Annotated in this window: 18 protein-coding genes; 16 read left to right on the top strand and 2 right to left on the bottom strand. The window is 32.7% G+C overall.

Going from position 1 to position 13,136, the window contains the following annotated elements; translation table 11 throughout:
• Position 1: 1 nt before the first annotated feature.
• The 3 genes from rpl4p (at position 2) to QPL79_RS01155 (ending at position 1,451) form a co-directional block, all read left to right on the top strand.
• On the top strand, positions 2-820 hold the full coding sequence (gene rpl4p / locus QPL79_RS01165) for a 50S ribosomal protein L4 (RefSeq protein ID WP_285272954.1): 819 nt from the start codon (positions 2-4) through the stop codon (positions 818-820).
• Complete coding sequence (locus tag QPL79_RS01160) at positions 817-1,086, top strand: 50S ribosomal protein L23 (RefSeq protein ID WP_285272953.1); 270 nt, start codon at positions 817-819, stop codon at positions 1,084-1,086. Before rpl4p ends, QPL79_RS01160 begins: the two co-directional genes overlap by 4 nt.
• 92 nt (positions 1,087-1,178) lie before the next feature.
• Positions 1,179-1,451, top strand: a complete 273-nt coding sequence (locus QPL79_RS01155) for a hypothetical protein (RefSeq protein ID WP_285272952.1) — start codon at positions 1,179-1,181, stop codon at positions 1,449-1,451.
• Positions 1,452-1,473: 22 nt separating this feature from the next.
• Here QPL79_RS01155 and QPL79_RS01150 read toward each other — a convergent pair whose 3' ends face one another.
• The gene (locus QPL79_RS01150; protein ID WP_285272951.1) at positions 1,474-2,151 is read right to left on the bottom strand and encodes a hypothetical protein; all 678 of its coding nucleotides are present in this window, start codon (positions 2,149-2,151) and stop codon (positions 1,474-1,476) included.
• A 70-nt stretch (positions 2,152-2,221) separates the two neighbouring features.
• Here QPL79_RS01150 and QPL79_RS01145 point away from each other — a divergent pair, with 70 nt between their 5' ends.
• From QPL79_RS01145 to QPL79_RS01125, 5 genes are all read left to right on the top strand, one after another.
• Positions 2,222-5,140 carry a DEAD/DEAH box helicase gene (locus tag QPL79_RS01145; RefSeq protein ID WP_285272950.1) on the top strand — a complete coding sequence of 973 codons (2,919 nt, stop codon included), beginning with the start codon at positions 2,222-2,224 and terminating at the stop codon, positions 5,138-5,140.
• A gap of 67 nt (positions 5,141-5,207) precedes the next feature.
• Positions 5,208-5,480: a DNA import protein CedA1 gene (gene cedA1, locus QPL79_RS01140; RefSeq protein ID WP_285272949.1), complete on the top strand. Its 273-nt coding sequence runs from the start codon at positions 5,208-5,210 to the stop codon at positions 5,478-5,480.
• Between the two features lie 50 nt (positions 5,481-5,530).
• The gene (locus QPL79_RS01135) at positions 5,531-6,910 is read left to right on the top strand and encodes a hypothetical protein (RefSeq protein ID WP_285272948.1); all 1,380 of its coding nucleotides are present in this window, start codon (positions 5,531-5,533) and stop codon (positions 6,908-6,910) included.
• A complete protein-coding gene (locus QPL79_RS01130; RefSeq protein ID WP_285272947.1) occupies positions 6,907-7,098 on the top strand; it encodes a hypothetical protein in 192 nt (63 codons plus the stop codon). Before QPL79_RS01135 ends, QPL79_RS01130 begins: the two co-directional genes overlap by 4 nt.
• Positions 7,099-7,212: 114 nt before the next feature.
• Entirely contained in the window at positions 7,213-7,494 is a 282-nt protein-coding gene (locus QPL79_RS01125) for a hypothetical protein (RefSeq protein ID WP_285272946.1), read from the top strand.
• 56 nt (positions 7,495-7,550) lie between these two features.
• Here QPL79_RS01125 and QPL79_RS01120 read toward each other — a convergent pair whose 3' ends face one another.
• A complete protein-coding gene (locus QPL79_RS01120) occupies positions 7,551-7,751 on the bottom strand; it encodes a hypothetical protein (RefSeq protein ID WP_285272945.1) in 201 nt (66 codons plus the stop codon).
• A gap of 252 nt (positions 7,752-8,003) precedes the next feature.
• Between QPL79_RS01120 and QPL79_RS01115 the strand changes: the two genes are divergently transcribed.
• The 8 genes from QPL79_RS01115 (at position 8,004) to QPL79_RS01080 (ending at position 13,134) form a co-directional block, all read left to right on the top strand.
• On the top strand, positions 8,004-8,765 hold the full coding sequence (locus QPL79_RS01115) for a beta clamp domain-containing protein (RefSeq protein ID WP_285272944.1): 762 nt from the start codon (positions 8,004-8,006) through the stop codon (positions 8,763-8,765).
• Positions 8,766-8,781: 16 nt separating this feature from the next.
• Entirely contained in the window at positions 8,782-9,123 is a 342-nt protein-coding gene (locus QPL79_RS01110; RefSeq protein WP_285272943.1) for an AbrB/MazE/SpoVT family DNA-binding domain-containing protein, read from the top strand.
• Positions 9,124-9,193: 70 nt separating this feature from the next.
• The gene (locus QPL79_RS01105) at positions 9,194-9,967 is read left to right on the top strand and encodes a beta clamp domain-containing protein (RefSeq protein WP_285272942.1); all 774 of its coding nucleotides are present in this window, start codon (positions 9,194-9,196) and stop codon (positions 9,965-9,967) included.
• Between the two features lie 20 nt (positions 9,968-9,987).
• The gene (locus QPL79_RS01100) at positions 9,988-11,187 is read left to right on the top strand and encodes a DNA primase small subunit domain-containing protein (RefSeq protein WP_285272941.1); all 1,200 of its coding nucleotides are present in this window, start codon (positions 9,988-9,990) and stop codon (positions 11,185-11,187) included.
• A 17-nt stretch (positions 11,188-11,204) separates the two neighbouring features.
• Complete coding sequence (locus QPL79_RS01095) at positions 11,205-11,690, top strand: hypothetical protein (RefSeq protein ID WP_285272940.1); 486 nt, start codon at positions 11,205-11,207, stop codon at positions 11,688-11,690.
• Positions 11,691-11,760: 70 nt separating this feature from the next.
• Positions 11,761-12,048, top strand: coding sequence for a 50S ribosomal protein L44e (locus tag QPL79_RS01090; protein WP_285272939.1), 288 nt, complete (start codon positions 11,761-11,763; stop codon positions 12,046-12,048).
• Between the two features lie 5 nt (positions 12,049-12,053).
• A complete protein-coding gene (locus tag QPL79_RS01085) occupies positions 12,054-12,257 on the top strand; it encodes a 30S ribosomal protein S27e (RefSeq protein WP_285272938.1) in 204 nt (67 codons plus the stop codon).
• A gap of 61 nt (positions 12,258-12,318) precedes the next feature.
• On the top strand, positions 12,319-13,134 hold the full coding sequence (locus QPL79_RS01080; protein WP_285272937.1) for a translation initiation factor IF-2 subunit alpha: 816 nt from the start codon (positions 12,319-12,321) through the stop codon (positions 13,132-13,134).
• Positions 13,135-13,136 lie beyond the last annotated feature (2 nt).

The raw sequence follows: 13,136 nt of genomic DNA, 5'->3' as shown, positions 1-13,136 counted from the left end.
AATGGTGAACAAATTCCTAATTTTATATCCTGTTGAGAAAAGATATGGAACTCTACTGGATTTAAATGGTAATGTTGTGGATAAAGTTGAGCTGCCACTGCTCTTTAGTTACCCAGTTAGAGTTGATCTAATTAGAAGAGCTGTGTTATCAGCTTTTACAGCAAGGGTGCAGCCAAAGGGAAGAGATCCGCTAGCTGGGAAAAGAAGAGTTGGTGAATCGTGGGGTATAGGATATAGTGTTGCGAGAGTGCCTAGATTAGATAATGGTAGAGCGGTTCTTGCACCAAATGTAGTTGGTGGTAGAAGACAATTTGCACCAACAACAATGAGAAAAATACATGAGGAAATAAATAAAAAGGAAATGAAGTTAGCAATAATTTCAGCATTGTCAGCTTTAGCAAACGTAAAATATGTTACTGCTAGAGGACACATAATACCACCACAGATATCTTCACCACCAATAATAATTGTTAACGAATTTGAAAATATTGAGTCAACAAAAGCAGTTAAAGAATATCTTGTGAAGACAGGGCTTTGGCAAAACATTGAAAAAGCGCAGAATAGTGTGAAGATTAGAAGTGGAAAGGGTAAGATGAGGGGAAGAAGATATAAAGAAACAAAAAGCATGCTATTCATAGTTTCATCAACTCAAGCACCTGTTATCAAAGCAATTAGGAATTTGCCAGGTGTAGATTATCTCACACCACAAACACTAAACATATGTAAATTGGCTCCAGGGGGTATGCCAGGAAGACTTGCTATTATAACACAAAAAGCATTAGAAGAACTATCTAAATTGTATGTGGTTGAAAAGCCATGAGTCAAAATACTGAAAAGAAGAATATTGTTGTAAACATTGTCACAACAGAGAAAGCCTATCTTCTTGCTGAAAAATACAACTATATAACACTCAAGGTTCATAGAAATAGCAATAAAAAAGAGATAAAAGAATTTGTTGAAAAAACATTTAATGTAAAAGTTTTAAAGGTTAACACACTAATAGATAGAGATGGATATAAGAAAGCATATGTAAAGCTATCTCCAGAAAACAGAGCACTTGATATTATTGAAAGGCTATCACGATAAAGTATATTCAAAATGATGTAACTGCCGAGTACTGAAAAATGATGAAAGGACTCCCTACCTGATTAATTAAAGAAATGAAAGGTTGCTACACAATGTCATCTAAAGGTGTAAAAAGGGTTAATGTATTTCTATTGCTTTCCGATGAGCAATATTTAGAGCTAATAGTAAAAGAATTGAGAGATATTTGTAGAGAGAATTCATGTACCTTCGGTACTCATCCTAGCAAAACTGTGAAAAGGTTTTACTATATAGATGTTGTTCCATTCATAGATATTGAGACGGTTAAAAAACGAGTAGAAGATGTACTTAATAAATTGTCTACAGCCATTTCATGGCATAAAATTGAGGTTATAGAAGTTAAATAAATGATTTAAGATTATAAATTATTTAAGAGCTTTTCATTAGAACAACTACTCCAAATGGCGGAATAGATACTAGTATAATTTTTGCAATGGATTGTCTAGCTAAACAATGAAGCTTTAAAAAAGCTACACCAATAAAAATTACCATGTATACAACTAATGTAGTTACAGTTATGAATCTGAATACTAATGATTCTAAAGAAAACATTAATAGCAATGAACCAAATGCTATAAGCAAAGTAGATAATTTTGCTTCATTACTAAAGCATTCAACATCTCGTTTTTTCTCATTCTTATTCTCATTAATGAAGAATGTTAGAAACTTTAGATTTAAAATCATTATAATAAGAAGTATGAGTGTAGATGTGATATCACCTGTGAATAGAAAGTATAGTAATGCTTCGATAAGAAGCTGTGGTTTAGATCTTTGCTTAATTACAATCAACGTTTCTATAGCTATGAATAAACTTGAGAAAAGTATATAGGATAAAAATCTTGGAAAATATTTGGTCAAAGCCTGAATTAAGTTTGCTAAGTACATTTGTAGACTATCAACTCTAAAACCATAGATGTGTATGTAGTCAAATATGCTTAACTTTAAATTAGACAAAAATGTAAGGTAGAATAGTAAGAGAATAATGCCAAGCATAACTGTATAAATATTGAAGAGTGTGTCAACAAGTTTATGATTTCTATTTATCATGGGCTGCAACTCTTAATGATTTCAATATATATTATTTTTGAAAATTAATATTTATGAATTTGTTAAGTAAATGGTTTTGTTTAAGGTTTCAGTAACTATGAAGAATAGTGCTGACGATTCTAGTTATTGGTTTGCAAAACTAGGTTTTGAAACATTAACAAACATACAGAAGATTTCATTTCCCAAGGTTTTAGAACACGATAGAGACTTGATTGTAATAGCACCTACAGGATCTGGTAAAACAGAAGCTGTCATGGTTCCTCTTCTCATTAAATTAACTAAAAATGGTTTTTTAAAGGAAACACCAAGTATTCTCATTATTTACATAACACCTCTCAGAGCATTAAATAGAGACATCAAGAATAGGTTAGAAAAAATTTGTTCAGTGTTTAACTGCGATGTTGAGGTTTGGCATGGAGATACGTCATATGCTGTGAGAAAGAGAATTGTTAAAAAGCCTCCTCATATTCTTCTCACCACCCCAGAAAGCTTCCAAATATTACTTATTAAAAAGGATTTGATGAACCATATGTTAAATTTGTATGCTGTTGTTATTGATGAACTTCAGGAGCTAATTAATGATGAAAGAGGTACAGAACTTTTCTTGTCTCTTGAGAGATTAGATGAGGCCTTACAGAAACATGTTAGAAGAATAGCTATATCAGCATCAATGAGCGAGCAGAATGCAAGAGTCATTGGAAACATTATATTCTCAAATAGATCCTTTGATATTGCTTTATCAGACATTGAGAAGGTATATGATGTAAAAGTTGTTTTAACTGAAAATAGTTATCAGAGTGGAGTATTTGACGTGAACAAAGTAGTGGAAAAGATATCTGAAATAGCAAGCAAATGGCAGCATAGCCAAATTTTACTTTTCACAAACACTAGAACATCAGCAGAAGAACTAAGCTTCCTACTTAGAACTCATAAACTACTTAGCGAAGGTGATGTTGGGCTTCACCATGGTTCATTATCGAAAATCGAAAGAGAATATGTTGAAAGGAATTTTAAAGAGGGTTCTTTGAAAGTAGTTGTTTCAACATCAAGTCTTGAGCTTGGTATAGACATTGGAAGTGTAGATCTTGTGCTACAGTATTTATCTCCAAGGCAAGTTGTTAAGCTCATGCAAAGAGTTGGTCGTGCAGGTCATAGAGAAACAAGTATTTCAAAAGGAATTGTGCTTGTTCCACCAATAATTACAGAAATTGTTGAATCAATAGTTATTGCGAAAAGGCTTCAAAGAAAGGATTTAGAGTCTGAAGAAATGCATTTTAATAGTCTAGATGTTTTAGTTCATCAACTTGTAGGTTTAACCATTGAAAGAGGATTGATAAGTATTGAAGAATTCTTTAACATTGTAAAAAAGTCTCCTTTATTTAATGGTATAACATTGGAGGATGTGGAGAAAGTTGCTTCATTTCTTAATGAAATTGGCCTCATAAAGTGTGATGATCCCAGTAGAGGTAAGTGTAGTGATTCTAAAAGGGGTTACATATATTATGTGACAACAAATATGATACCTGATACATCACAATATTCTGCAAAGTCTATAATTGACCATAAGATAGTGGCATCTCTAGATGAAGATTTTATAGCAACATGTAATGAAAACGATGTTATAGTGTTAGCTGGAAAGCCATGGAAAATTGTTAGCATAGATTATGATGAGAAAAATGTTTGGCTAGCACCATTTACAGATCTTGCAGAGATTGTGTTGCCTAGATGGGTTGGAGAAAATATTCCTGTTCATAGAAAAGTTGCAAGAGAGGTTTGTTCATTTCTTAGACGTTTTTGTACTTGCGACGGCCTTGAATGTGTAAATATGCTTCTGGATAATTATAATGTTGATAGGGATGTGAAAGAATTTCTAATATTGAATAAGGAAAATATATGTAAAGTATATCCAAATGATAAAGTTCTAACAATAGAGTTGTTCAGAATTCCTAATGAGAAAAAGACCTTGTTAGCCATATATACATGCTTAGGTTCTAAGGCATCTGAAGCATTTTCAATAGTTGTATCAAAGATTTTAAGGGATTATTTAAAAATAGGAAATGTTTACAGGTCTCATCAACTTGGTACAGTGGTGTTTGCAGATACTGATATTGATACTAATCACATAAAAAACTTGATTACATTATTGTTTAATTTAAATGAGAAAGGATTAGTGAGGGAACTTATTGTAGAGGAATTGAAAAAAACATCAATATTTAGAAGAAATTTAATTAATGTTGCAAGAAAAATGGGCGTAATATCAAAGAATAGCGACTTGAAAGAAGTTAAAAGGATTATAAATAATTTGATGAATATACCAATCTTAGTTGATGAAACAATTCGAGAAATGCTTGTAGATAAAATTGATATTCAAAGTGTTATAGAATTCATAGATACTCTTTCAAAAGACATGAAGATTAGGATTATTATTACAAGAAAACCATCACCATACCTTCAAGAAATTACACAATTAGGTGCTTTAAGATACATCGTAAGAAATGCAGCAATGCCAAAGGAATTGTTAATTGAATTAGCAAAGCGAAGGCTTTTAAATAGAAAAATAAAAGCATTTTGTTTGGTATGTGGTACAACATTTGAGTTAAGTATAAATGAGTATTTATCAAATGTTTGCAAAACAGAAAATCCATTTAAATGTGCTGTTCACTGTCCTTCTTGTGGTTCTAAGGCTGTAACTGTAATAGATAAAGATGATGATGTTGCTATGTTGAAGAAAATATTGTTAAAAGTTAAAAGTTTTGGGGAAATAGGGAAATTAAATGTTGAGGAAAGAACATTTTTAGAGAAATTTGCTGAGGCAGCAAATATTATAATGGAATATGGACTTGCATGTTTAATAGCATTACAGGGTATTGGTATTGGAATAGAGAATGCAAAAAAAGTATTGTCAAAATCTTTTGACATGAACACTCTTATACAAAATATTCTAGAGTATGAGGAAAAATATTTGAAAACAAGAAGGTATTGGGAATAGCGCTTCACTAGCAATTCAAATAATTCAAAACATTTTATAAGGTTTCTAGTGATATCGGGACTAGAAAATGGATATCATAGCACTGATAAAGGACATTATAAGTAAAACTGTTGTAGTTTCATGGCTTTTGTTTTTCTTAACATGGTTAATAGGATGGGCTATTAAAGGAGCGCCAATACCCATGGGAAAGGTAAGAAGAATTGGACAAGGTCTTGTTGAGGATGCTGTATGGGGTGCTTTTTGGGTTGCCATTGGAACTACAATATTTTGGCTTATAACATATATATCGGCATATATAGGAAATGCTCTTCCTCCACCACCATCGCCTCAGCTACCATAGCTTATGCTAAGCTAAAAATAGGTTATTTTTAACTTGTTGGGGGAAGAGCCTTGTATCTAATACTAGTTGCTTATTACTTAGCAATATTGACATTTTACATAGGTGTTCTAATATATTCTCTTCCGATACCTGTTACAAGTTTAAAGCGTTGGGCTCCTAGGCTAATTGCAGATGCTTTTTTTGTAATGGTTTTGTTGTTTAGCATATCCTCAATAGTTACATTATCTAACATAATTCAGCATACTCTAGGTGGTGATTGGAATTCTTTTCTCTCATATACGAAGGCATCTATAGCAGGTAGAGTATATGTCTTAATGATGTTGGGTTTGCTTAGAGATTTGCTAAGTAAAATAGGTTTTTTGTCAGGTATAACTAGGCTTGTTTCTATGATTATGAATAGCATTGTAGCTTCGCTTTACATGTTATTGGTTATGTACACATTATCAGTTGTTGTTAAAACTTCTTTTTGGACTTTCATAGCATTGGGCCTAGCATTAATGGCAATACCATTTAGAATTGCGCGAAGCGCTGGTGCATTTCTATTAGCATTTGCACTTGTTTTTAACACTGCTTTACCTCTCTATATGCAGTTTGTAAAAATGCTAATTTTTTCTGAAGCATCTAGCTTAAGTGGTTTCATAGTATATGGATCTGTAGTTAATATGAATAATAAAAGCATTTCCCATGGATTTATAGGACTTGAGTATGGTAATAAATATATTGCTCCAATACCAGTATACTCAAGCATTTACACCATGTTAGTTAATTATGAAGGAAATGCAACTTTGTATTTTGATGTTTGTGGTCACATGTTTTTTACAAATATAACGAATGCTTCAATTCATAATCTATGCAGAAATACATATAGTGGTACTACACCACTATTATGTAAACTGAATTTGAAGGTAATGGGTTTAATAGATTATAACGAGGGAATAGCTTTACATGCATTCCCATTTCCAAGTTCTGTAAATGTATCATTGTTTACGCCTAAGTATATCGAGGTTTATTTGGAGTCTCAACAAGACTTTGATCTCTACATTTCTTTGGTTGATGCTTACAACATAAAGTCATTGAGCATAGACTCTAATACTATTGAGAATGTAGATGACTATATAAAGTATCGGTGGAGATGGTTTGACTTATATGGAAGATCATATGTATTGAAAATTCCTGCAGGAATGCACAAACTAAGTGTGAGTTTGGATAAAGATGAAAATGCTGAGGTAGAGCCTAGTGAAAGCTATATATACATGGCTCAGTCCCAGGCTATGAATAGTGGTAACATTCCAAATATTTTTGATGAAATTATTAGAGCTATTTATATAGATATTGTTGGTGTTGCTCTCTATATTACAATACTTTTCTCAGTTTCCATAGGCTTTGCCAAAGTATTAGGAGGTTATGCGAAACTAAGGATGATTATATGAAAGGCTGCATAGAAAATGAGTTAGCAAAAAGAATTGTAATATTTAATGTTTTAGCCATTGCTACGCTTTTAATGCTATTATTTGAAGGCTCTTTATTTCCAATAATTGTTTATTTAATGCCTTTACTAATCTTGGTACTTGCCATAATACTAGTTATGATTAGAAAATGCTCCTTATCCTCCTTTTAATTCCATTTCTGATTTTTGAAAATACCTACCATAAACTATGTTGAATAATATATAAAAGCTTTTAATGTAGAAATCATATAGCTTATTGAACAAAAATTATTCTGGGTTATGCTAATGGAGGAAGAAATTCAATCATCAGAAATTCAAGAAGGGGAAGAAGTTCAGGCAGAAGAAGAGAAAGAGGTATATGCTGAAGGCGAGGAAATGGAGTATGTAGCGTTTTCACCACAAGAACTAGAATTGTTTATTCTTCGCTCAGAAACCTGGGATAAGCTAGTCAAAGGTGAAATCCCAATTAGTGAAGCAAGAAAAATGCTGGAATCATTTGTGCAAAGCCCAATACAGGTTGAAGCAACGCCAAAACGCGGCAAAAGAAAAAGATCATCAAAATCCTGAGAATTAGATACTTAGAAGCATTTTATGTTCATAATTAATCTTGATGTGTGTAGGTACTAGTGTTCTACAACTTCATAACCAAGTTTAGTTAAAGCACTCTTTATCATTTCTTTGCTAATAGATCTATCAAAAACTATTACAACAATTTTTTGATTATTCTTCTTTACAAGCTTTATCTTATCAACCATTACATTTCCTTTTATTAATTCACTAACATTTTTCTTGGGTGTTAGAAAATCTTTGAATTTTCTTTGCATTACACCATAGAATGTGTCAAAGTGTTGTATCATTCTGATGCTATCCTCTACATCTTCTCCACCCTTGCTAAGCTCGTTTCTAAGCTTTTTGAGAATCTCTATTGCTTCACTAGCTTCAACTTCTATAGCTACATATCCTCCAAGTATTGTGAAAATCTCAATTTTTATTCAGCATCACCTCAAAAATACTAAGTATTTTAGCCGATAATTTTATAGATTTGGAAAGGTAAAATTTTGTTTTGAGGTAGCAATATGAGTGCAAGAATAACTTATCCTGTTGGTGCAGTAATAAAGGTTGTTGCACAAGCATTGAAGAGTATTGTAGATCAAATACCAATTGTTATATCACTAGATCAGTTCTCTATAGAGGCTCTTTCTCCTGACAAGGTATCTATGATTCTATTTTCAATTCCATCAGTAGCATTTGAAGAATATAGTGTTAGTGAAGAGGTTAGAATAATTGCTGATAGAGATGAATTTGTCAAATCATTAAGAAGAGCTTCAAAAAGAGATAAGGTAACATTTGAGTATATGGCTGGAGGAAGAGAATTGAAAGTAAGAGTCTTCAATGTTAGGAATAATGTAGAAAGAGAATATGCCGTGCCCCTATCAGAAGTGAGCTTTGATAGAATAGGATCAATAAATGTTGAGCTTGAAGTTTCTGCAAATCTTCCTTCAAGTGAGCTTGTATCTATAATAAAGGATGTTAGTATTGTAGGAGAGGAGATGTCACTCATATATTCTTCAGAACTAAATGGAATAAAGGTTGTTGCGCATGGTGATTTAGGATCATATGAAACCGTTCTAAAGCAGTTTCACCCACTAACATATCTAGAATCCACTGTAAGCAATACTATTGCAAAGTATAGTGTTGAGCATTTAAAGGCTATTGCAAAGCTTCTTAACCTTGCAGATGAGTGTAGCATATCATTTGGTTCTGACAAACCATTGAAAATATCATTTGAGATAACTGGTGGAAGTAAGGTAGAAATCTGGGTAGCGCCAAGAACATAGAAACAGTGGTATTGTAATGTATGCAGACATAGTAAAGGTTGATGTAAAGGGAAGAATAACTATACCCTCTGCTCTAAGACTTTTACTTAATATTGAAGAGGGAGACAAGCTAATAATACTGTTTGATGAGGATCTTCAGAAAATAGAAATAGTAAGTGCAAAATCAAGCGATTTAACACTCTGCACAATCACGAGCTCTTTGAATAAAGTACTAGAGCTGCTTACAGCCATAGGAAATAATTTAATAGCTATGAACTGTAGATGCATAGATGCATCTTGTAATCGATATAGATGCAAATTGATTATAAGTAAAAACTGGTTTAAGATGGAAAAACCAAAGGATTTGCAGTGTCTATAACTAGAAATTTTTATTTAAGCACACCATTTATATTTCGTTTAACAAATGACTTTTATTCTTGGTGTAAAAAGTGAGTAGCTCTTCAAACATTAGATTTGTATTTAGCGATGCTAGAGTTTGGAGATATGTTTTGAGAACTCTTGCAGATTACTTAGAAGTTGTAGGTATGAAATTAAGCCCTACCCAAGGTGTTAGAATCAGGGCTATGGATCCAAGTAGAGTAATGTTAATAGATTTTAGTATTCCTCTTACAGCCTTCGAGGAATATGTTGTTGAAAAAGAAGAAACATTGTTTTTGAACCTAGAAAATGTGTCAAAAATACTTAGAAGAGCTTCTAAATCAGATAAGCTTGCAATATCTAGTGATGGTAGTAGACTAAGCCTATCCCTAATATCTAAGGGAGGTACAGAAAGAACATTTATACTACCATTAATATCATCAACATATGAAGAGGTGCCAGAGCTATCTCTAGAATTCAAGGTTGTTGCTAAGATTCTTGGACCTGCATTATCATTGGCTTTATCAATATTAGAAGATGTAGGGGATGTTGCAAAGTTCAGAGTTTTAAAAGATGGTCTGTCGTTAATGGCCTCTACAGAACTAGGTGAGGTAGAGTTTTTGTTTAATACAGCAACGGGAACGTTAATAGATTATCAAATAGCTGAGGATGTAAATGAATTCACTAACATGTATTCAATGGAGTATGTATCAACTTTAACACAACTTTCAAAACTAGCTGAAACAGCTACTATTAGATTAGCACCTGAAATACCTTGTGAAATAGACTTGGATTTAATTGGAGGAGCCTCTCTAAAAGTTTTCATAGCACCAAGAGTAGAGTAACAAAGCCTTTGTGATGTGGAGTGTCTCAGAGAAGAGGAAAAGAAAAAGAACTAGATTTTTTTAAAGAGAAATTTAAAGAGTATTATAGAAATGCGTCTTTAGAACTACCTCAAGATATTTCACTTAGAGAAATAGCTCTGCAACCATTTGATGCTGACTATTATGTTCGTCACTTATCTTTTGACTCTCCTACACAATTAATAAGTTACATAACCGTGAATATTCCTAGACACTTGTATTATTCCTCAGCAAAATATTCTTTTCCAGGAAACAATAACATGTCTGAGAAAGGGTGGATAGGAAGCGACTTAGTATTTGATATAGATGCAAATGAGATTCCTGAATGCAAAAATAATGTCATAGAGTTCAGATTTTGTCCTTCTTGTGGCTATATAGCGAAAAGCGATGAGAAAGAGTGTCCATATTGCCATTTGGAGCTTAAAAAATTTGAACATGTGGATAAAACTTGTATTGAAAAAGCCTATAGCTACTTAATTAGCCTTATAGATATTATTGAAAATGATTTTGGGTTTACAAATTATAAAGCAAGTTTTTCTGGAAATAGAGGATTTCATTTAATAGTTGAGTTGCCACAACCATTTGATAAGATTGATTCTGAAACAAGAAGAGAAATAGTATCTTATATCACATTAAGTGATTTTGATAAAAAATATATTAGGAATATGTATGTGCACTATAAAGAAAAGGAAAAGGGACAAGGGTATTTAGTGCCAAGAATAGTTGATGGTGGATTGAGAAGGCGAATAGCGTTATCTCTTCTAAAAAGAGTTTCAGATCCTGATGTAAAAAGTTTTCTAATGGGCTACACGGAAAAAATTGAATACGTAAAAATGCTGCAATTAGTAGAGGTGTTGTCAAATCAAATTGATGATATTGTTAATGAGCTGTCAATTCCAATAGATTCTAAGGTCACCATAGATACTACACACCTTGTTAGAATACCAAATAGCATAAATGGAAAAACAGGTTGGAAAGCATTTATAATCAAGGATATAGCAGAATTTGAATTAAATGCACACAATGTTTCAATTAGCAATGTAAATGAGTTACTTAAAATAAGAATTGTTGTAGATTTGCCTTCCATAAAAATAATTGATCGGGAATTTAATTTGAAGAGAGGTGATATAATAGTTGCAGAATATGCTTATGCCTCTTACCTTATTTTTAAAGGTGTAGCAAATCTTATATCTGTAAGGTGATTGAAATAGCGATGTATATGGAGATTTATGAGAAAGTAAAAACAATTTTTGATAAGGTGTTAGGCGATGAGAAGATAAGTTCTAAAGAAATTAATGAACTTATTGAGAGTATAAACAAATTGAATTTGGATATGAAGATTTGGTGTAGTGGTGATGAGGCTAGGGAGCTGATGGAGTTGTGCAATGAGTTTGAAAAGAATGTTTCAACAATAACAGCAACCTTATCTATGCTTGCTGTATTAAAGGCTATAAGAGAAGAGATTGTGTTAGAAGATGAAGCTGTAGGATCATTTTTGAAGAAAGTAAGTAATGCACTAAACATGTTTAATAATGCTATACAGAAATCTATGTTGCTACCAGGTGGAGTTGTGCTATGCAAAATTTTAAAACCTTGCCAAATTAAATTCTCATTAGCCTTGCCACAATACATAACGCTTTTGCCAATTGATGTTGCAGCACATCTTTCTACGCTGGGATTTGTGGAAATAATTGAGCCATTCTAACAATATTGCTTATAAATTCTGCTAAAGTGTGTAAAACTTGCAGAAGTAACTAATTTAAGATGTGATTGCAGTGAAAATACCAAAAGCTATAGTTACATATTGTCCCAAATGTAGAACGCATACAGAACATAGCGTAGCGATATATAAACATGGCAAGAGAAGAACCCTGGCTGAGGGACAAAGAAGATACTTGAGAAAGCAAGAAGGTTACGGCTCAAAAAGAAAACCAGAGCAAAAAAGATTTGCTAAAGTAACAAAGAAAGTTGTTTTAAAACTTAAATGCTCCAAATGTGGTTATATCCTACATAGAAAGGGAATTAGGTTAAAGAAATCAGAATTGGTTGAAAAGCATGGGTGAGGTAATTGGCTAAAAAGAGGAAAATATTAATACCAGAACCACGAAGCAAGTTCATTAGAGTAAAATGCAATGTTTGTGGAAATGAACAGCCTGTATTTGACCATGCAACATTTCCTGTAAGATGCTTGGTATGTGGCACAGTAATTGTGCAACCTACTGGCGGAAAAGCAAAACTAGTTAATGCTGAAACTGTTAGAGTACTTGGTTAAGTAAGATAGAAATAAAAATTTCTTATCAACCAATTCTTATTTTGCAGTAGGGTGCAGTTATATGAGCCTACCTTTTAGAAGAAGAGGAGTGCCAGAAATAGGGGAATTAGTTGTTGCTCAAGTAAAGAAGGTATTTGATTATGGTGCTTACGCAGATCTTTTAGAGTATCAAAATCTAGAAGCTTTTATTCCATGGAGTGAAATAAGCACAAAATATGTTAAGGATATTAGAGAGATTTTGAAAGAAAAGCAAGTTGTTGTTGGTAAAGTTATTAGAGTTGAGAAAAAGCCTACAAGAATAGAAGTTGACATTTCTTTGAAGAGGGTAATGGAAGGTGAGAAGAGAATCAAAATGCTGCGGTGGAAAAGGATGCAAAAAGCTCAAAAAATAGTAGAGTTAACAGCTAAAAAACTAGGAAAGTCACTTGATGAAGCCTATAAAGAGGTTTGGGTACATTTAGAAAGAATGGATCCTTTATCAATACTTGAAGACGCTGTTATGATGGGGTCTCAAAAACTTGTTGAAGTTGGTATAAATGAGCAATGGGCTAAGGCAATATATGAGGAAGCAGAGAAACATATTACAATAAAAACTGTTAGAATAAGAGGTATAGCCAAGATCATTTCCTATAAACCAGATGGTGTTGAGAGAATAAAGAAGCTTCTAACAGAAATCAAGAATCTTTCCCTGAGTTCTCAAGTCAAACTAGATGTATACACCATAGGGGCTCCCAGATATAGAATTGAAATAGAGGCTCATGATTATAAAACAGCTGAGGAAGTTTTCAACAAGATAAGTAGTCTCATAGATAAACTGGCAAAAAATATGGAGATAGACTCATATAGCTTTGAAAGAGAGGAAATACAAAAAGGATAATA

Source organism: Ignisphaera cupida (genome assembly GCF_030186535.1).
In the GTDB taxonomy this organism is placed as follows: domain Archaea; phylum Thermoproteota; class Thermoprotei_A; order Sulfolobales; family Ignisphaeraceae; genus Ignisphaera; species Ignisphaera cupida.
This window is presented reverse-complemented; position numbering and strand designations above follow the sequence as displayed.

Bases quoted from the DNA above. Each gene is read 5' to 3' on its own strand.
- QPL79_RS01130 (WP_285272947.1), top strand. From the start codon at position 6,907: ATGAAAGGCTGCATAGAAAATGAGTTAGCAAAAAGAATTGTAATATTT.
- rpl4p (WP_285272954.1), top strand. From the start codon at position 2: ATGGTGAACAAATTCCTAATTTTATATCCTGTTGAGAAAAGATATGGA.
- QPL79_RS01120 (WP_285272945.1), bottom strand. From the start codon at position 7,751: ATGCAAAGAAAATTCAAAGATTTTCTAACACCCAAGAAAAATGTTAGT.
- QPL79_RS01080 (WP_285272937.1), top strand. From the start codon at position 12,319: ATGAGCCTACCTTTTAGAAGAAGAGGAGTGCCAGAAATAGGGGAATTA.
- cedA1 (WP_285272949.1), top strand. From the start codon at position 5,208: ATGGATATCATAGCACTGATAAAGGACATTATAAGTAAAACTGTTGTA.
- QPL79_RS01145 (WP_285272950.1), top strand. From the start codon at position 2,222: ATGGTTTTGTTTAAGGTTTCAGTAACTATGAAGAATAGTGCTGACGAT.
- QPL79_RS01125 (WP_285272946.1), top strand. From the start codon at position 7,213: ATGGAGGAAGAAATTCAATCATCAGAAATTCAAGAAGGGGAAGAAGTT.
- QPL79_RS01160 (WP_285272953.1), top strand. From the start codon at position 817: ATGAGTCAAAATACTGAAAAGAAGAATATTGTTGTAAACATTGTCACA.
- QPL79_RS01110 (WP_285272943.1), top strand. From the start codon at position 8,782: ATGTATGCAGACATAGTAAAGGTTGATGTAAAGGGAAGAATAACTATA.
- QPL79_RS01115 (WP_285272944.1), top strand. From the start codon at position 8,004: ATGAGTGCAAGAATAACTTATCCTGTTGGTGCAGTAATAAAGGTTGTT.
- QPL79_RS01155 (WP_285272952.1), top strand. From the start codon at position 1,179: ATGTCATCTAAAGGTGTAAAAAGGGTTAATGTATTTCTATTGCTTTCC.
- QPL79_RS01150 (WP_285272951.1), bottom strand. From the start codon at position 2,151: ATGATAAATAGAAATCATAAACTTGTTGACACACTCTTCAATATTTAT.
- QPL79_RS01095 (WP_285272940.1), top strand. From the start codon at position 11,205: ATGGAGATTTATGAGAAAGTAAAAACAATTTTTGATAAGGTGTTAGGC.